Source organism: Microbulbifer sp. ABH2_005 (assembly GCF_056160005.1).
Genome location: NZ_JBSWWI010000001.1, coordinates 2287182 through 2305196, shown reverse-complemented (window position 1 = coordinate 2305196; position 18015 = coordinate 2287182). Strand labels below are relative to the sequence as shown.

17 protein-coding genes are annotated in these 18015 nt (G+C 50.8%); 15 read left to right on the top strand and 2 right to left on the bottom strand.

The window, feature by feature from the left end:
* The first annotated feature begins 29 nt into the window (after positions 1-29).
* The 14 genes from ACXAFI_RS09970 (at position 30) to ACXAFI_RS09905 (ending at position 12425) form a co-directional block, all read left to right on the top strand.
* Complete coding sequence (locus ACXAFI_RS09970; protein ID WP_475108673.1) at positions 30-800, top strand: aminotransferase class IV; 771 nt, start codon at positions 30-32, stop codon at positions 798-800.
* 26 nt (positions 801-826) lie between these two features.
* The gene (gene mltG, locus ACXAFI_RS09965; protein ID WP_475108672.1) at positions 827-1861 is read left to right on the top strand and encodes an endolytic transglycosylase MltG; all 1035 of its coding nucleotides are present in this window, start codon (positions 827-829) and stop codon (positions 1859-1861) included.
* A 5-nt stretch (positions 1862-1866) separates the two neighbouring features.
* The gene (tmk, locus tag ACXAFI_RS09960) at positions 1867-2487 is read left to right on the top strand and encodes a dTMP kinase (protein WP_475108671.1); all 621 of its coding nucleotides are present in this window, start codon (positions 1867-1869) and stop codon (positions 2485-2487) included.
* 74 nt (positions 2488-2561) lie between these two features.
* Positions 2562-3587, top strand: coding sequence for a DNA polymerase III subunit delta' (locus ACXAFI_RS09955; protein ID WP_475108670.1), 1026 nt, complete (start codon positions 2562-2564; stop codon positions 3585-3587).
* A 125-nt stretch (positions 3588-3712) separates the two neighbouring features.
* Positions 3713-4066 (top strand): PilZ domain-containing protein, encoded by a 354-nt coding sequence (locus ACXAFI_RS09950; RefSeq protein WP_152453370.1) that lies wholly within the window; start codon positions 3713-3715, stop codon positions 4064-4066.
* Between the two features lie 7 nt (positions 4067-4073).
* Positions 4074-4850, top strand: a complete 777-nt coding sequence (locus tag ACXAFI_RS09945; RefSeq protein ID WP_475108669.1) for a TatD family hydrolase — start codon at positions 4074-4076, stop codon at positions 4848-4850.
* Positions 4851-4878: 28 nt separating this feature from the next.
* Complete coding sequence (locus ACXAFI_RS09940) at positions 4879-5502, top strand: dUTP diphosphatase (protein WP_475109810.1); 624 nt, start codon at positions 4879-4881, stop codon at positions 5500-5502.
* Positions 5503-5633: 131 nt separating this feature from the next.
* Positions 5634-6614, top strand: a complete 981-nt coding sequence (locus tag ACXAFI_RS09935; RefSeq protein ID WP_444921964.1) for a malate dehydrogenase — start codon at positions 5634-5636, stop codon at positions 6612-6614.
* A 387-nt stretch (positions 6615-7001) separates the two neighbouring features.
* Positions 7002-7523 carry a DUF2244 domain-containing protein gene (locus ACXAFI_RS09930; protein WP_475108668.1) on the top strand — a complete coding sequence of 174 codons (522 nt, stop codon included), beginning with the start codon at positions 7002-7004 and terminating at the stop codon, positions 7521-7523.
* Between the two features lie 82 nt (positions 7524-7605).
* A complete protein-coding gene (gene bcp / locus ACXAFI_RS09925; protein WP_475108667.1) occupies positions 7606-8082 on the top strand; it encodes a thioredoxin-dependent thiol peroxidase in 477 nt (158 codons plus the stop codon).
* 416 nt (positions 8083-8498) lie between these two features.
* Complete coding sequence (locus ACXAFI_RS09920; RefSeq protein WP_020415217.1) at positions 8499-8945, top strand: helix-turn-helix domain-containing protein; 447 nt, start codon at positions 8499-8501, stop codon at positions 8943-8945.
* A gap of 115 nt (positions 8946-9060) precedes the next feature.
* Entirely contained in the window at positions 9061-9393 is a 333-nt protein-coding gene (gene yajC, locus ACXAFI_RS09915) for a preprotein translocase subunit YajC (protein ID WP_020415218.1), read from the top strand.
* A gap of 239 nt (positions 9394-9632) precedes the next feature.
* The gene (locus tag ACXAFI_RS09910) at positions 9633-10658 is read left to right on the top strand and encodes a 1-aminocyclopropane-1-carboxylate deaminase/D-cysteine desulfhydrase (protein WP_475108666.1); all 1026 of its coding nucleotides are present in this window, start codon (positions 9633-9635) and stop codon (positions 10656-10658) included.
* A gap of 108 nt (positions 10659-10766) precedes the next feature.
* Positions 10767-12425 carry an alanine/glycine:cation symporter family protein gene (locus tag ACXAFI_RS09905; RefSeq protein ID WP_475108665.1) on the top strand — a complete coding sequence of 553 codons (1659 nt, stop codon included), beginning with the start codon at positions 10767-10769 and terminating at the stop codon, positions 12423-12425.
* Positions 12426-12542: 117 nt separating this feature from the next.
* Here the strand turns inward: ACXAFI_RS09905 and ACXAFI_RS09900 are convergent, their stop codons facing one another.
* Together ACXAFI_RS09900 and ACXAFI_RS09895 are read right to left on the bottom strand one after the other, a co-directional pair.
* Positions 12543-14669: a M4 family metallopeptidase gene (locus tag ACXAFI_RS09900; RefSeq protein ID WP_475108664.1), complete on the bottom strand. Its 2127-nt coding sequence runs from the start codon at positions 14667-14669 to the stop codon at positions 12543-12545.
* A gap of 436 nt (positions 14670-15105) precedes the next feature.
* Complete coding sequence (locus ACXAFI_RS09895; RefSeq protein ID WP_444921970.1) at positions 15106-16440, bottom strand: glutamine synthetase family protein; 1335 nt, start codon at positions 16438-16440, stop codon at positions 15106-15108.
* 243 nt (positions 16441-16683) lie between these two features.
* Here ACXAFI_RS09895 and ACXAFI_RS09890 point away from each other — a divergent pair, with 243 nt between their 5' ends.
* Entirely contained in the window at positions 16684-17973 is a 1290-nt protein-coding gene (locus ACXAFI_RS09890) for an NAD(P)/FAD-dependent oxidoreductase (RefSeq protein ID WP_475108663.1), read from the top strand.
* Positions 17974-18015 lie beyond the last annotated feature (42 nt).

The window sequence follows — 18015 nt, the reverse complement described above, 5'->3', positions numbered from 1 at the left end:
GGGCGGGCAACTCTCATTCCGAGGACTGCATGTCCAAATTACCGCAGCTTTTCCTTCGAGGCCATCCTGTGCAGAGCCTGCCAGAAGATGGGTGCTATAAAGACGGAATCCTCGAAACTATGCGTTGTCACAACGGGAAGATTCCTCTGTGGCCATTGCATAGAGAGCGCCTTGCACGAGCCTTGGGTTTGGGCGAGTCGTCACTTGCTGATATTGATCAATGCGTCCCTTTGCTGGCAGCACAGGGGGGTCACAAAATGGCGATCGCTCGGTTACGGGTGGGCCTTATTGATGGCCAGTGGTGCTGGGACCTTTCCTTTTTGCCACTGCAGCCGGCAGCGGAGGCAGAACTTGGGGTTCACCTTTTCCCCTGTAAGACTCATTTGCCGGTTTCACAAAGATGGAACTCTGGCTGCAAATTTTTGAGTCGCAGTCGATATAATAGGGCGAAGTCTGAGCTCCCTGAGGGCGACTACCTCGATGGCCTGATGCTTGACACTGAAGGCAGGGTTATCGAGAGCTTGCGCTGTAATTTACTGGCGCGCTTTGGCGATGGCTGGATAACACCTAACCTACAGCGGTGTGGTGTCCGGGGTGTCATGCTTGACTGGCTGTCAAGCAGGATTCAATGGCAGGAGCGAGATATGGATATTCAGGACCTGTGCGGTGCTGAGGAAATAGCTTTGTGCAACAGCGTGCGCGGGGTACTACCTGTTGTTGAGATTGTCGGCCACAAGCGTTGGCAAATTGGGCCTGGTGTTCGTGGGTTGCAGCAATTGATTATGGAAACATTGTGGTAAAAAAGAAGAAGCAGACAAGCTCCCCTGTGAAATTCTGGAAGGTCCTGTTTGGAGGTTTCCTTTTTTCAGGTCTGTTGGTGCTGGCATCTCTTTGGATGTTACAGGTGTCTCTCGCTACACCGTTGCCGGTGGGAGAAAAGGGCCTTCAGTTTCAGGTGGGCAAAGGCAGCAGTCTATCTGGCACTTTGCGCAAGCTGAAAGGTGATGGGGTAATCAACTGGCCGAGATTGGTGCTTGCCTATGCTTACTGGGAGGGCAAAACAGATATCCACTCTGGTGAGTATTTGATCCCCCATGGAAGTACAGCAATGGATTTGATCGCCCGGCTAAACCGAGGGGATGTCACCGTTTACCGGCTGACTCTGGTTGAGGGTTGGACATTCCAGCAGGCCCTGCACAAGATTCGCTCGGGGCAAAGGGTTGTTAGATCCGAGGCCGGTAGTAGTGTCAGTGCAGCTGCCCGGGCTCTCGGCCTGGAAGAGGGCGCAGAGGAGGGTTGGATTTTCCCAGATACCTATGTTTACCGCTCTGGAACTACGGATATTGAGCTTCTGCGCGAGGCTTACGAACGTATGCAGCGTGTATTGGATGAGGAGTGGCAGGCAAAAGGAGAGGGGCTTCCTTATGCATCCCCCTATGAAGCCTTGATCATGGCTTCGCTGATTGAAAAGGAAACCGGTCAGCCTTCGGAACGCAGTGAAATCGCAGGGGTGTTTGTGCGTCGCTTGAATAAAGGCATGCGTCTGCAAACAGATCCTACTGTCATTTATGGGTTGGGAGAAGATTATGATGGTAATCTCACTCGAGCACACCTTCGGGCGCCAACCCCGTATAATACCTATGTAATCAATGGGCTGCCCCCCACACCAATTGCACTGCCAGGGCGTGCGGCTATCCGTGCTGCACTCAACCCAAAACCTGGTAAAAGCCTTTATTTTGTAGGCAAGGGGGATGGCTCCCATCATTTTTCAGCCACTCTGACAGAGCACAACCGTGCGGTGCGGGAGTATCAGCTGAAGAGGCGAGCGGATTACCGCTCCAGCCCGGTTAAAGGAAATTAGAGATAGTGTCGCGCGGAAAATTCATAACCCTGGAAGGCGGGGAGGGGGTTGGTAAGTCCACCAACCTGCAATTTATTACCCAGTGGTTAGCTGATCGTAATATTCCATTTATTCAAACCCGTGAGCCAGGTGGTACGCCGCTGGCTGAACAGTTGCGGGAATTGCTCCTGGCGAAGCGTGAAGAGGCGGTTGACCCTACGGCGGAATTGCTTATGCTCTTTGCTGCTCGAGCGCAGCATTTGGCGAAAGTGATTGTCCCGGCTCTGGAACGTGGTGATTGGGTAATTTGTGACCGCTTCACCGATGCCACTTATGCTTATCAGGGTGGTGGCCGAGCGCTCGATAGAGCCTTAATAGAGCGGCTCGAACAAGATGTGCAGGGTGATTTGCGCCCCGATAAAGTGCTTCTTTTAGACCTGGACCCGCAAATAGGTTTGGAGCGTGCAGCCAGTACTGGGGCTGCCGATCGATTTGAAAGTGAGCAGCTGGCTTTCTTTCACCGAGTGCGTGCGGCTTATCGTGAACGTGCACAGGCGGCCCCCTCACGTTACGCTATTGTTGATGCCAGCCAGCCTCTAGCGCAGGTTCAGCAGCAGCTGGGGCAGGAGTTACAGCGTCTTCTTTAAAGGGCGCTGTAAAAATATAGCCCCCACGGCGCCTTTATTGTTGGTAGTGAAGTTCCCAGTTACAAATTTGGCAAATGGCAGTGTCTGAAGCACCTGAACATATCCCTATTCCCTCTCTATTACCCTGGCAAACGGAACAGTGGCAACGGCTCGGTACCCAGTGGCGCGCAGGTCGGTGTCCTCATGCCTTGCTGATCAGTGGTCAGCCAGGTCTTGGCAAGCGCGCTTTTGCCGAGGCTTTTTCAGCGCTGGTATTGTGTGAACAACCCAGAGAAGGGCAGGCCTGTGGGAGCTGCAAAGACTGCCACCTTTGGCAGGCGGGATCTCACCCGGATTTTCTTCGGGTGGAGCCAGAGAAAGAGGGAGGGCCGCTCAAGGTTGAGCAGATTCGCCAGCTCGGCGACTTTGTGTCGCGAACCAGTGGGCGCGGGGGCGCGCGCTTGGTGTGGCTGGCGCCGGCAGAGGCGATGAACATCAATGCGGCTAACGCCCTGCTGAAAAACCTGGAGGAACCGGCGGCATCAGTGATTTTCCTGCTAGTTAGTGACTCACCGGCGGGCTTACTGCCAACGATTCGCAGCCGTTGCCAATCTGTTGTATTTCCACCTCCTTCAGAAGAAATGGCACTGCAGTGGCTGCGCGCTAGTGACTTGGAGGAAGACTCGGCAACCAGGGCCCTGGCACTCGCTGGTGGGGCCCCATTGCTGGCTGCGCGATTGGCAGACCCAAAGTGTGAGGAAATTCGAGAGCGGTTTTTGCAAGAGCTTGTTGCTCTGGCCCAAGGGAGTACTAGGGCCGTGACAGCTGCCGGTCGCTGGGAGACCCCTCCCGAACCCGCAGACCTAGGCCAGCTTATTCAATTTTGGCAGCAGTGGGTTGCTCAAATGGCTCGGGTGCGCAGCTGTGATGCCACTGGTGATACTCAGGTTATGGCACTTTTGCAAAGGTTCCCCGGTGCAGGGCGGGCTAGCTTGCGCACACTGTTTGGCTTTTATGATCATCTTCTTCAGGCGCGTATGGGGCTCGCAAGCGGAGCAAATCCCAACCGTCGCCTGTTGCTGGAAGAGTTGATGATTCGCTGGGCCAGGTTATTCGGCTGAGTGAAAAACGATCAATAATGGTTGGCGTACTATTTAGTTTCATCAAAGTGTCGATCCGCTGGGTTCTGGACAGAAACAGTACGCTCAGATAAGTTAGCGCAACATTAAAAACATTGAGGTTGAGCATGAAAGCCATGGGAGGCGGTGCCCGAAACGGCATCCTATCGCTGAAGATTCAGGATAAATCAGTTCTCTACGCGGCTTATATGCCCTTTGTAAAGAATGGTGGCCTGTTTATCAGTACGGATAAATCCTACAGCCTCGGTGATGAAGTATTCCTGCTGTTAAGCCTGATGGATGAACCCGAAAAAATTCCGGTGGCCGGCAAGGTGATCTGGATAACCCCCAGTGGAGCCCAGGGAAACCGTACGCCGGGTATTGGCGTTCAGTTTGGGGACAAGGACAATATTGCGCAAAACAAAATAGAAACTTACCTCGCTGGCACTCTTGAATCCAGCCGACCCACTCACACGTTGTAAATTTCACATGCTCGTAGATTCTCATTGTCACCTGGATAGACTGAAGCTCGATAAGTTTGATGGCGATCTGGACGCTGTTCTGGAGTTGGCTCGCAGTCGGGGGGTCGGAAAATTCTTGTGTGTTGGTATCAGTCTCGATAATGCCGATGCTGTCGTAGAGATCGCTTCAAAGTATGAAGATGTGGTTTGCTCAGTGGGGATACATCCGCTGGATGTCGAATCCGGTCTCGCTGGTGTGGACCAATTGATCGAAATGGCGGGGCGCCCCAAGGTGGTAGCACTGGGGGAGACTGGTCTCGATTATTACTACAGTACCGAGACAAAAGAGACCCAACAGCAAAGTTTTATCGCCCATCTACAGGCGGCGGGCCAAGTGGGGCTGCCGGTGATAGTGCATACCCGCGATGCCCGTGAAGATACGATTCAGTTAATTCGGCAGCATGGAAACCTGCAAACAGCGGGTGTATTGCATTGCTTCACCGAGAGCTGGGAGATGGCTAAGGCCGCACTGGACCTAAACTATTACATTTCCCTCTCTGGCATTGTTACATTTAAAAATGCCGAGGACCTGCGCGATGTTGCGCGTAAACTGCCCCTCGATCGCCTACTGGTGGAAACAGATTCTCCCTACCTTGCACCGATTCCCTATCGTGGCAAGCCTAATATCCCGGCTTATGTGCGGGAAGTAGCCGAATTCATTGCTGAGTTGCGCGGAATTTCTTACGAGCAGCTGGCTGAAATCACTACAGAAAATTTTCTCCGATTATTTCCTCGGGCTGCCTAAGCCCGGCTAGTTAGAAGTTCCCTATATGATGAAGCAGCAATTGCAGGTCATGCTGACCCTGCAGGACGAAATTAATACCGTTGTTAATGATAATTGGCGTGCGCAAAACTTTGCCTGGTATCGCGCTATTTGGGTAGAAAGTGCCGAACTTTTGGATCACTACGGTTGGAAGTGGTGGAAAAAACAACAGCCCGATATAGATCAGGTGAAACTCGAGCTGGTAGATATTTGGCATTTTGGCCTGAGCCTTGAATTGCAACAGGGTGCCCCGATTCAGGTTGCTGAAAAGATGCTGCAGGAATTAGAGGCAGGTCAGCGAGCTACTGGTGATTTTCGTGAAAACCTGGAGGCCTTCACTTTAAATACTTTGGCAAGCAAACAATTCGATCTGCCAGGGTTTGCTCAGCTTCTCGCCGATACAGAGATGCCTTTTACCGAGCTGTATCAACGTTATGTAGGCAAGAACGTGCTCAATCGTTTCCGCCAGGATAACGGTTATAAAGAGGGTACTTATGTGAAGACCTGGGGTGGGCGCGAAGATAACGAGCACTTGGCTGAGATTGCCAGTGAGCTCGACGCCTCCGCTGATGATTACAGCGATCAGGTTTATCGCACCTTGCAGCAACGTTACCGGGAAATCGCTTTGGCGTGATCCTTATTTGACGTTTTATTTGAGAAAAATGCAGTTTTACTAGGCAAATTGAGTTGGTAATTTCCCCGCTTGAGGTGAAATTTGCTCGAGAGGCCCTATAATGCGGCCGCTTACAAACGAGGAGAACTATCGTGAAAGCACCTGTTCGTGTTGCTGTTACCGGCGCTGCCGGTCAGATCAGCTATTCGCTGCTGTTCCGCATCGCCTCCGGCGAGATGCTGGGTAAAGATCAACCAGTTATTCTGCAGTTGCTGGAAATCACTCCAGCATTGGAAGCGCTGAAAGGCGTGGCCATGGAGCTTGAAGACTGCGCTTTCCCGCTGCTGGCGGGTATTGTTCAGAGCGACGACGCTACTGTTGCGTTTAAAGACGCTGATTATGCTCTGCTCGTGGGCGCTCGTCCCCGTGGACCGGGTATGGAGCGTAAAGACCTGCTTGAAGCAAACGCCGCTATCTTCTCTGCACAGGGTAAGGCGCTGAATGACGTCGCCTCCCGCAATGTGAAAGTATTGGTTGTTGGCAACCCTGCGAATACCAATGCCCTGATCGCTCAGCGCAATGCGCCTGATCTGGATCCGCGCAATTTCACCGCAATGACTCGCCTGGACCACAATCGCGCGCTGTCGCAACTGGCCAATAAAACAGAGTCTAGTGTTAACGACATTACCCACATGACCATTTGGGGTAACCACTCCTCCACTCAATACCCAGACCTGCATCAGGTTAAAGTATCGGGTGAAGCTGCCATGGATAAAGTGGAGCAGGACTGGTACGAGAACGACTTCATCCCGACTGTTCAGCAGCGCGGTGCCGCCATTATTAAGGCTCGTGGCGCTTCCTCTGCAGCTTCTGCAGCTAATGCGGCTATCGATCATATGCGCGACTGGGCTCTGGGCACCGCAGAAGGTGACTGGACCAGCATGGCTGTTTACAGCGATGGTTCCTACGGTATTCAGGAAGGCCTGATTTACTCTTTCCCATGCACCTGTAAAGGCGGGGATTGGGAAATTGTCCAGGGCGTGGATATCAACGACTTCTCTCGCGAGAAAATGTCTGCGACCGAGAAGGAGTTGGCGGAAGAACGTGATGCGGTTGCCCACCTGCTGCCGTAACTCTGCCGCTTAACCGGCCTTATTGGCTGGTTCGTTAAAAAAGCCCGCACGGATGTGCGGGCTTTTTTATTTGCGCAGATAAACGTGAGTTGCTTCTATTGGGGCAAATAAGCTTCCACTAGAACAGGTGAAAGAAGTGAGGTGGTATTTACGACCTTGGTGTTATTCCCTCTAATTTCCTGCTTTCAGTCACTTTTTTTAGAGCTGCCGTAATACGGAGCTCTTGCCTTGTTGGAGCTTAAAATGACCCTCCGCAGTGGTAATCAAGCGAACCTTGGCTGATCTGAGTATTGCGATAGCTGTGAAACTGGCGGGTCGCTATACGAGTGTGGGCTGGTGGCGGCGGCACTACACTGATGGAGTAAGTAATGTCTGGAAACGTTTGCCATGGTCACAGAAGTCGGCCGCCAAGCCCCGCGATGCGCCTGCATTCTTCTTCAGCCTAACCAGTCTCTATCGGCAACCGGAAACCTTTGGGTGTTCTTCTCTCTGGTTGGCGTTTCCCTCGGTATTAGTCTGGCTTTTGCCTTTGCCGGGGCGTGGATGATCCTGCCATTTGCTGGTTTGGAAATCCTATTACTTGCGGTTTTATTTACCTATGTCTATTTGGAAGGGACTCGTCGTGAGGTAATCCGTATCAGCGATGAACGGGTTGTCTTCGACTGTTGCAAGGGGTTTCGCCAGCAATCTGTCTACCATCGGGAGTTTTCTCGGAGCAATTTGGCCTTATTGGTGCGAATGGGGAATAGCGCGGCTGAGCCGGCCTCGGTGACCTTCAGTGGCCCTGAGGGCTGCCTCGAAGTAGGTGAATTCTTGACCGATGCCGAGAAGGCGGATTTGGTACAAAAGCTCAAACGGATTGGTATCTTTGCACGCAGGGAGAAGGAGTTTCGCGTGCATCAGTTTTGATTGAGATCCGATGTGGCATTCCAGTTAGTACTTTTCGTTATAATCCCCACAAAATTCACAGCAACTCCTTAGGGGATTTCTTATGGCCTTTCCCAAAATTGGCAACCTAGCACCAGCTTTCACTCTGACAAACCAGAACGGCGAGAAGGTTTCACTCAAGGACTTCCGTGATAGAAACAATGTTGTGCTTTATTTCTACCCAAAGGCGCTGACACCCGGCTGCACTACACAGGCCTGTGGCATCCGGGATAGCGCCGATGCGTTTGAAAAACTTGATACTGTTGTTCTAGGTGTCAGTCCGGATCCAGAAGCCAAATTACAGCGTTTTATCGATAAACATGAACTGAATTTTGACCTCCTTTCCGATGAAGATCACAAGATCGCAGACAAGTACGGTTGCTGGGGGTTGAAGAAATTCATGGGCAAGGAGTACATGGGGCTGATCCGGACAACTTTTATCATCGATAAAAGTGGGCGCTTGCGCCATATTATCGATAAGGTGAAAACCAAGACCCACAGTGAGGACGTGCTTAACTGGGTGGGTGAAAATCTGGGTTAATGCGCTAGGATTGCGGATTGGTAGATTTTTTCTTGGGGGAGTAGATGGCCTCTGCCCCCCGAATTACCTTGGTTTTTAAGAAAAGTGAGTATTCGGGCCACTCAATTCTGCCCCTTACAGCACAATAAGATGAAAAAAACCACTGTCGCCCCTTGCATTCTCAATTCTTGGTCTATACTGGCAGATGTAAAGGAAAGGTGCGCCGGCGAGAGAGTGTTTCTCTTTGGGTATTGCCGGAGCGGTTAGTTTAAAAATTGTACATCTCTGTGAAGGATTCGATGTCTGTTTTTGGTGCGTCCCGCATCGAGTAGTAGTCCGCCGAAGTGGTTGATGTTGTGGGCAGGGGCAGCCGGGATTCGCTGGATGCGGACATAGAAAAATAACTGCGGCTCACGGAACTCAAAAGGAGCAGCTCGATGAACCATACTCAGCCCGACCAGACTTCGCTCTCAGAAGATAAATCCCTTCAGCAGGCCAGAATATCCGGTGACCCGAATATCCTTGACCAGCTGTTGGCGCCACCGGAAGCTACCAGCTTTGGCATTGCTGCCAGAGTTATCGATGTGTTGGAGCAGCGCATCGGTAAGGCTTCTCTCGCTATTCGCCCAGTTGCCTCTGACTTAAGCATGTCCACCCGGACTTTGCAGCGTCGTTTGCAGGAGCATAATCTGAGCTTCGCCTCACTGCGTGACCATGTACGTTTCCGTCACGCGGTGCACTTCCTCAAAGATACCGCCTTAAGTGTCGACGGAATTTCCCGGATCCTGGATTTTTCTGACAGGACCAGTTTCACCAGTGCGTTTAAGCGTTGGACAGGTATGTCACCAACAGGTTATCGCCGTCAGGTGCGTCAGCGCTTTTAAATGAGTGGGAATTGATTAGGTCGGTCTTTCGTCGATCGGCCCAATCCGTTGCCTCAACAGGGGAAACCCGTTAGAGTTGGCGGCAATTTTATAGGCTGACTCTTTGAGGTTTTGCATGAGCTTTTTTATCCCCTCTGCCATGGCACAGCAAGCGGCACCGGCACCACAGGGTAACCCGATGATAACCCTGTTGATGTTTGCGGGTCTGTTCGCATTCATGTGGTTTTTTATCATTCGCCCTCAGCGCAAGCGTCAGAAGGAGCACCAGGAACTGGTTGGCGCTCTGAAAAAGGGTGATGAAGTGGTCATGAGCAGCGGTATGCTGGGTCGTGTAGACAAGGTAGACGAAGACTACATCGTGCTGGAAGTTGCAGACAACATGTCTCTGAAGTTCCAGAAAGTAGCTGTTCATGCGGTGTTGCCGAAAGGCACAATTAAAAAGATCTGACTGCTCTATTGGTTTGATCTTTTATGGATTTTTAGAAAACCCGGCAGTAGCCGGGTTTTTTTTGCTGTTGGTTTCTACACTGACTAAATATTGAGCTTGGCAAGCGGCGTTCGTTGCTTAAACCTTAGTTTCTTAAGGCTTCGTTGCTAATACCTAGGCACTTCGAGTTAGGTAAGAGATTAGGCCAACAGGGTTCTCTACTTTTTTTATCGGCCTAACTGAATAGAATGGAATCTACTTTGTTTGAAAAGATACCCGTTGAGCTACCCAGACGTCTGAATCTGGCCCATCTGCCAACGCCTCTGCAACCCCTCGACCGTATTAGCGAACTTTATTCCTACCCATACGGTGGCCCGAAAATCTGGGTGAAAAGAGATGATCTGACGGAATCGGGAATGTCTGGCAATAAGCTGCGAAAGCTTGAGTTCGTGGTTGCAGAGGCACTAGAGCAGGGCAGTGATACCTTAATCACCTGTGGTGGTATTCAATCCAACCATTGCCGCACTACCGCGCTTGTCGGGGCTCGCCTAGGTCTCAATGTGCACTTGCTGTTGCGAGGGGAGCCGGTCGCTGAGGCTGATGGGAACCTGTTGTTGGACCAGTTGGCAGGTGCAGAAGTTACTTTCTATTCGCCCGCAGAATTTGCCAAGGACATCAAAGGCCTTTTTAATTCCTGTAAAGATGAATACCGCAAACGTGGCCTTAAAGCTTTTTGCATTCCAACCGGTGCTAGTGATGGCCTGGGTTTGTGGGGATATCTCTCCGCTTCGCAGGAATTAATCGCTGACTGCCTAACAAGGGGGTTCGAGCCGGATCATATTGTATGTGCAACAGGGAGTGGGGGTACCCAGGCTGGTTTAACCCTGGGGTGTCATCTGCAGGGATTTAATGTACAAGTGACAGGTTATGCAGTTTGCGATAATGCCGCATATTTCCAGGCTAAAGTGAAAGAGGATATTCGTCACTGGAGTAGGCTGTCGGGGAATCCTATAGATACGCAATCACTGCAAGTGAACGTCAACGCTGACTATATTGGGCCTGGATATGCCAAGGCTGGCCCCCCGATCTACAAAATGATTGAGGAAGTCGCTCGCTTGGAGGGAATATTGCTGGAGCCTATATATACCGGTAAAGCTTTTTATGGACTGATACAGGAGCTACAAAAAGGCCGCTACAAAGGCTGTGATAACCTGGTATTTGTACACACGGGAGGGCAATTCGCGTTATTCCCCTATCGCCACAACTTCTCATTTCGTAGGGTTTAGGCCCCTTTACTGTTCTAGCGCTGCGGAAGCTGCTAACCTGCGCAACAAATTACGGCTGCGGCTGTATATAAAACAAACAGAATTAGTTCAGAGAAGTGGGGGGTTAGTTTGGATTCCTTTAATCAGCTGCTACTGTCGCTAGACGGTTTGCTCGGTTCAGCACCTTGGTTCCCGTGGGTGCTGCTTGGGGTAGGTTTCTTTTTCACTATTTACCTAGGGTTTCCGCAATTCCGTTACTTTGGGCATGCGATTAAGATTGTCCAGGGTAAATACGATAAGCCCAGCGACCCTGGTGATACTTCCCACTTCCAAGCTCTTGCTACCGCTCTTTCCGGTACAGTGGGTACCGGTAACATTGGCGGGGTAGGTCTCGCTATTTTCCTGGGTGGGCCGGCCGCGTTGTTCTGGATGTGGATGACTGCCTTCCTGGGTATGACAACCAAATTTGTCGAAGTCACCCTGTCACACAAGTATCGTATTAAAGCGGCGGATGGTTACTATGCAGGTGGCCCCATGTTTTATATGGAGCGCCGTCTCAATATGAAATGGTTGGCGGTTTTGTTTGCCATTGCCACTGTAATTTGCTCCTTTGGAACCGGAAGCCTGCCCCAGGTGAATAATATCGCCCAGGCGGTGCACGATTCTTTCGGTATTGAGAAAGCCCTGACTGGTGGTGTGCTCGCAATTCTGCTGGGTATGGTGATCATTGGTGGAATTACGCGGATCGCTAAGGTTACCTCCACTATTGTTCCCGCAATGGCACTGATCTACATCATTGGTGCATTGGGAGTAATTTTCTACAATATTGAAAATATCATTCCTTCATTCGTGGCTGTTTTCCGCGATGCCTTTACCGGCAGTGCTGCAGTGGGTGGCTTCCTCGGAGCCAGCTTTGCCTATGCCTTTAACCGTGGTGTAAACCGCGGCCTCTTCTCCAACGAAGCCGGTCAGGGCTCAGCGCCCATTGCTCACGCCGCCGCACGTGCCGATGAGCCTGTATCCGAGGGTATGGTTTCCCTGCTGGAACCGTTTATCGATACCATCATTATCTGTACCTTGACCGGTCTGGTAATCCTGTCTTCCGGTGTCTGGACTGAGAAACATGAAAACCTGTTTGAGGGTGCCGATACTTATGTTGTAGAGGGCCGTTACGAAGAGAGTGATCCCGAGCAAGTTAAGCAATTGTTTAACTACCTCAGTGGTCGGCCTAGCGAAGTGAAGGCCTATAACGGCTCGGTGGTTGTGACAGATGGACATCCGCTCAATGTTCAGGACTTCACCTTGATTCATGCACGTTCAATTGCTGAAGACCTGGATTTCCGTGTCGGTGATGACCAGTTCAGTGGTGTATTGAATGTAGTAGATGGTAAGTTTGCCAATGAGGATGTAGATATCTGGGGTAAATCCCTGGTTCATTCCGTGGCTCTGACCAGTAAGGCTTTCCAGCGCGGTTTCTTCGGAGAGTACGGTGGACTGATCGTTACACTTGGCATTCTCCTGTTTGCTTTCTCAACCGCTATCGCCTGGTCTTACTACGGTGATCGTTCCATGATCTATCTGTTTGGCCCCAAAGCGGTAATGCCCTACAGAATTGTGTATGTCATCGCCTTCTTCTGGGCAGCGATTGAAGATACCACCGTTATTTGGAATTTGTCCGCGGTAGCTATCGTCATCATGACCTTGCCCAACTTGTTTGGTATCACCATATTGGCGAAGGAGATGAAGGATACGGTGAAGGAGTATTGGAAGGATCCCAGTCATAAATAAAGTGACCACCCGTAAACGTCCGAATTAAAAAAAGGCAGCCAAATGGCTGCCTTTTTCGTTACCGGGATAGGCTGGTATGGCAGCTTATCCCGATTTCTAGAGACTCAGCACATGCCCTTATTCAGACTGGGCGCTGAGAGTTATACCGGAGTAGGAAGAGTAGCCACGAATACTGATGTACCATGTCCCCGCTTGAGGGTTGCTGACATTACAGCTCTCCTCATTACCCCACTTGTAGGGGCGGCAATCCCAGTTGTTGCGAGTAGGCTCTGAACCATAGCGTACATAGAGGTCAGCATCACCACTGCCACCTGACATGGTTGCGGTCAGAGAGGACATGCCCTCGGCAACGTCTAATGAGAAATGTTGCCAGCTGCCGTTGGAGCCGGAAAGATCGGTTTCCTCCCAGCCGCCAGGCTCACCGCCGCCGTCACCTTCTGTGAAACTGCCCACCAGGCTGACACCGGAGAAGGAGCTATAGCCACGCACCATTACGTAGTAGGTGCCCTCTTGAACATTCGAAATGTCACAGGTCTCATTGTTGCCACTACTAAAGGGACGACAGTCGTATGTGGAGGTCGTAGGAGCTGCACCAAAACGGACATAAAGATCGGCATCACCACTTCCGCCGGACATAGCAAAGCTCAAGTCAGTTGCGTCCCCTGGTACATCCATGGTGTAGTGAAGTTCATCACCAGAGCCACCGCTGAGGTTATCTACTGAAACGCCATTCTCTAGTTCACCGGGAGGAGGTGGCGGTGTGGTATCACAGGTAACTCCTACGGTACTGAAGGCGGTTGTAACATCCGCTTTACTGTACCCTAGGTCTACAGCAGCTTGCTCAACACCGCAGGCAGCTTCATCGTAGTCAGAGTTTGAGCCCCAGTACATCTGATTGGCGAGGACAAAAATATCAAATGCCTTGCGAGTATCCCAGCCGCTGGTATTGGCGATCAGATAGAAAGCTCGGTTGTAGACACCAGAGCTATAGTGTACGTCCATACCGCTGTAATAATCGTCGGCATGTCCAATGGAGCGTCCATCCTGTGTCGGGTCTTCAAAATAACGCAAGGCGCCATTGGCTTTGAAAATCTGAGCTCCAACCAGCCAGTCGTTACTGCCAGTCATAAAGTATTCAGCGGCTTCACCAGAGATATCGGAGAAGGCTTCATTAATTCCCCCTGGTTGTTGACTGTAAACTAGGCCAGAGTTCTGCTCGGTAAAGCCGTGGCTGACTTCGTGAGCCGTAACATCCAGGCTGACTAGCGGGTGGAAGGTGTTTTGACCATCGCCAAAGGTCATTTGGCTGCCATCCCAGAATGCATTTTCGTAGTTATTACCGTAATGCACGCGAAGGCGCAGCTTTTGAGTCAGCGGTGAAGTGTTGTACCAGTCGCTGAACATATCGAAGACCACGCCACCGAAATAGTGCGCGTCATTTAGCGGTGAATAAGCACCATTGATTTCTTTGTGATCATTGTAGGGGCAGTTGAATTGATGGACGCTACCGCCACTGGTTCCATGATTCAGGTCCACAGTTTCAACATTGGTAGTATCCATACGGCAGTTGGCATCAACCTGCATGGAGGGGAAATCGGTACCATATTCATAGCGGCCTGTTTTTAAATTGCCGCCAGGACCCTGTGCATCTTGGAAGGTGAGGCCATCCCAATGCTTAATCACTTCGCCGGTCATGGCATCAATAAAGTAGAAGGGGCGCTTGGGGTCGTCTCCATACTCGACCCAGTTCACCAGGTAGGCGAGGCGCGCTTCATCCTTATCATTGATGTAAACATAGAGTTCTTTTTTCTGGTTTTTGGCTTCCAGTTTAAGTACTGGCAGTGACAGGGCACCTGACATCACTCCCTGCTGTGCGCGCAGGGAGACCTGGTGGTTCATGGCGCGATCAAGGGCATTGCCCGCGTCAATTGCCGCGCGCACGGTGGGCACTTCGAGCTCAAGCCCGGTGAGAACATTACCGTGCATTTCGGTAATAAGACCTTTACCGGAACTGGTTACGGTCTGTCCCCATACGGGGATACCTTTGTGGGTCTGTTGATAACGGGCGATGGTCTTGCCATTTCCCAGTGTACGCTCGCGAATTTTCACCAATGCCATATCTGATCCGGCAACGGTGTTGAGTGTTTGAGGCGAGAGCATATCCGGAGTTGCTGGGACACGGTCTGCGGCCTGAGCACTGATAGCCATGGCTAAAGTGCAGGTAAGTCCTACGAAATGCTTCATTGCTAGCTTTCCCTTTACGTAACTTTTTTATTAGGGACCGAGCACCTGGAACTGATAGGTAATCCAGCATGGCGTTACCGAACAGTTCAGCAGTTTTGGTGCTAACGGTCTTTATGGTTGGTAAGACAGCAGAAGAAGGCCGGGCATCAGGGGTGGGGCCATAAAATGGCAGTGACGTCCGCTTTCTCAAACCGGTTGCCCAAAATTTCCGGGCAACCTGAGATTACCTTGCATGCGCTTAGTGGCAACAAAAAGGTGATGACAAACTCATATATTTGAATTCTTTTCGATATTTTTGCTTAAGTAGTCACAAATCAGCAAATAATATCCTGCCGAAGAATCCAAAATGATGCGCCTAAATAAACCCGATAAAAGGGTGATACGCCAGTCAATAATTAATTTTCAGATAAGTCTCGAAAATTTTTATTGGGAATATCTACACGTTAAGAAGAAGATATTCCCGCTCCCAAGAGCTGATCACCCGGTTAAATTCTTCATATTCGTCGCGCTTAATTGCGCTCCATGCTTTTACAAATTTTCTGCCAAACATTTCTGTAGCAGCTTCGCATTCCGTTAAAAGATTGAGAGCGTGTTCTTGCGTACGAGGCAAAGTAATGGCTTCTTTAGAGCAATCGCCCTGATACGGTGCGCTGGGTGCCACTTTGTTGATCATGCCAAGATAACCACAGGCGAGTGAGGCAGCAATGGCGAGGTAAGGGTTGCAGTCGGCACCAGGAAATCGATTCTCTAATCTTTTTCCCTGAGGCGAGCTGTCGGGAACCCTTAGCCCTGTAGTGCGATTATCATAGCCCCAGTGCAGGCTTGTAGGTGCAGCCATTTCAGGGGTGAAGCGGCGATAAGAATTTACATTTGGGGCTAGAAAACTAATGAATCCCGGGGTGTACTCCTGCATGCCGCCAATAAAATGCATGAAGGTTTCGTTTTCATTTCCATTGCCGTCTACAAAAATATTTTTTCCTGTTTTTGTGTCGACAATACTCTGGTGGAGGTGTAGTGCACTGCCGGGTTCATCTTCCATGGGTTTGGCCATAAAGGTGGCATAAATTCCATGGCGTAAAGCAGTCTCTCTGACCGTGCGTTTAAAAGTAAAAACCTGATCGGCGAGTTGCAGCGGATCGCCGTGGAGGAAGTTAATTTCCATCTGTGCGGTCCCGGATTCATGAATCAGTGTGTCCACATCCAGGCCCTGTGCCTCACAGAAGTTATACATATCCTCAATAATGGGTTCGTATTCGTTGGCGGCATCGATACTATAGGACTGTCTCGTTTTTTCTGTGCGGCCAGATCTTCCCACCGGCGCTGAAAGTTTTTCATCTGGATCGAGATTGCGTTTCACAAGGTAAAATTCCACTTCGGGAGCAACAACCGGCTTCCAACCTTTTTCTTTATATTTTTCCAAAACAAATTTGAGGATATTGCGGGTACTAATCGGATGGGGTTGACCATCCCGGGTATAGCAATCATGAATAATTTGAGCAGTGGGATCATTGGCCCAGGGGTTAAGTCGAACGGAATCGGGATCGGGTACCAGTAACATATCCGTATCAGCCGGATCGACAAGCTCGTTGTGTTCATCGACATAGTCTCCGGTCACGGTTTGGACCAGGATACTTTCCGGTAAACGGCTGTCCTGGGTGAGAAATTTATCTGTAGGGGTGAATTTACCCCTGGCATTACCTGACATATCCGGTACCAGGCATTCCACTTCTGCAATATCGTGCTCTGCCAGCCAACTTGTAATCTTGTCCATTCTCTTGTTTTTCCGGTGTGTTCCCATCTGAGAGTCGCTCCAGTATATGCCTGACCTACATACTCGCGATAGCCGATGCTGTTTAGCGGAGCAGTTTGTTGCCCTCATAGGCTTGGGGCATAGATTGATAGTGTCTGGTGGAGATCTAGCATGGAGGGTAAAAGCGAATTACCATTCGGCAATTCCCGGAGGCTGGGAAAACCTAAACCTCCGGCCGACACAACGCCTTAAGGGGTTGCATTGATGATAAGCACACCTGGTTATACAGATTCCTACTACTCCGCAAGTGCCAGCCCATTGCCTTCCTATCCTCAGCTGGAAGGTACCAGGGAAGCGGATGTTTGCGTAATCGGTGCAGGCTATACCGGACTCTCTACGGCATTGCATTTGGCTGAACGGGGTTACAAAGTGACTTTGCTGGAAGCCGAGCGTGTGGCCTGGGGGGCTTCGGGGCGCAATGGCGGGCATGTGGGGGTGGGGCAGAGGCGCTGCCAGAGTGACCTGGAAGAAATGTTCGGTGTCGATATTGCCAAACGGCTCTGGCAATTTAGCCTGGAAGCGGTGCACCTAGTCGAGCAGTTAATCAAGAAGCATCAAATTCACTGTGATCTGAAGCGGGGGATTATGCATCTTGCCGCCAAGCCCAGCCATGATAACTATTTGCGCAAAGAGGCCGAACTTCTTCAGGAGCGTTACGGCTACACCGATGTGCGGTATGCCGATGAGCAGGAGGTGGGTGGCCTTGTGGGAACACGGCGTTATTTGGGGGCGCAAATTGACAGTGGCTCACTGCACCTTCATCCGCTCAACTATGGGTTGGGGTTGGCGGCAGCCTGTGTCAAAGCGGGAGTCGAACTCTTTGAGCACAGCCGAGTGACTGGCTATCGAGGGGGGCGTTCCTGTACGGTTGAGACAGCCAAAGGGCAGGTGAAAGCAAATAATATGGTTCTGGCCTGCAATGGCTATCTTGGTAATTTGGAGTCTCGTCTGGCTGGCAAAATAATGCCGATTAATAACTTTATTCTGGCCACTGAACCCCTGTCCGAACCTCTTGCACAGAAACTGATCGCCAATGATTACGCGGTGCAGGACACACTATTCGTTATTAATTACTGGAAGCTTTCAGGGGATAACCGCCTGATTTTTGGCGGAGGGGAAAATTACACGGCCCGTTTTCCCGCAGATATTCGCAAGTTTGTGCGAAAAAATATGCTGAAAGTGTATCCGCAGCTTGAGCAGACCAGAATAGATTATGGCTGGGGTGGCACTCTGGCAATCACTATGAACCGTATGCCGCACATGGGCCGATTAGAGCCCAATGTCTATTACAGCCAAGGCTATTCGGGTCATGGGGTACCTACTGCCACTTTTGCGGGCAAGTTACTCGCAGAAGTCATTGCTGGTACAGAAGAGCGTTTCGACATTATGTCGAAAATTCCAACAGAGACTTTTCCAGGAGGGACTCTTTTGCGTTGGCCCGGCCTGGTACTGGGGATGCTCTACCACAGTCTGCTCGATAGGTTTGGGCATTAATGGGGTTAGCTGTGGCTAGTTACTGGTGAAGTTGTAGGCTGC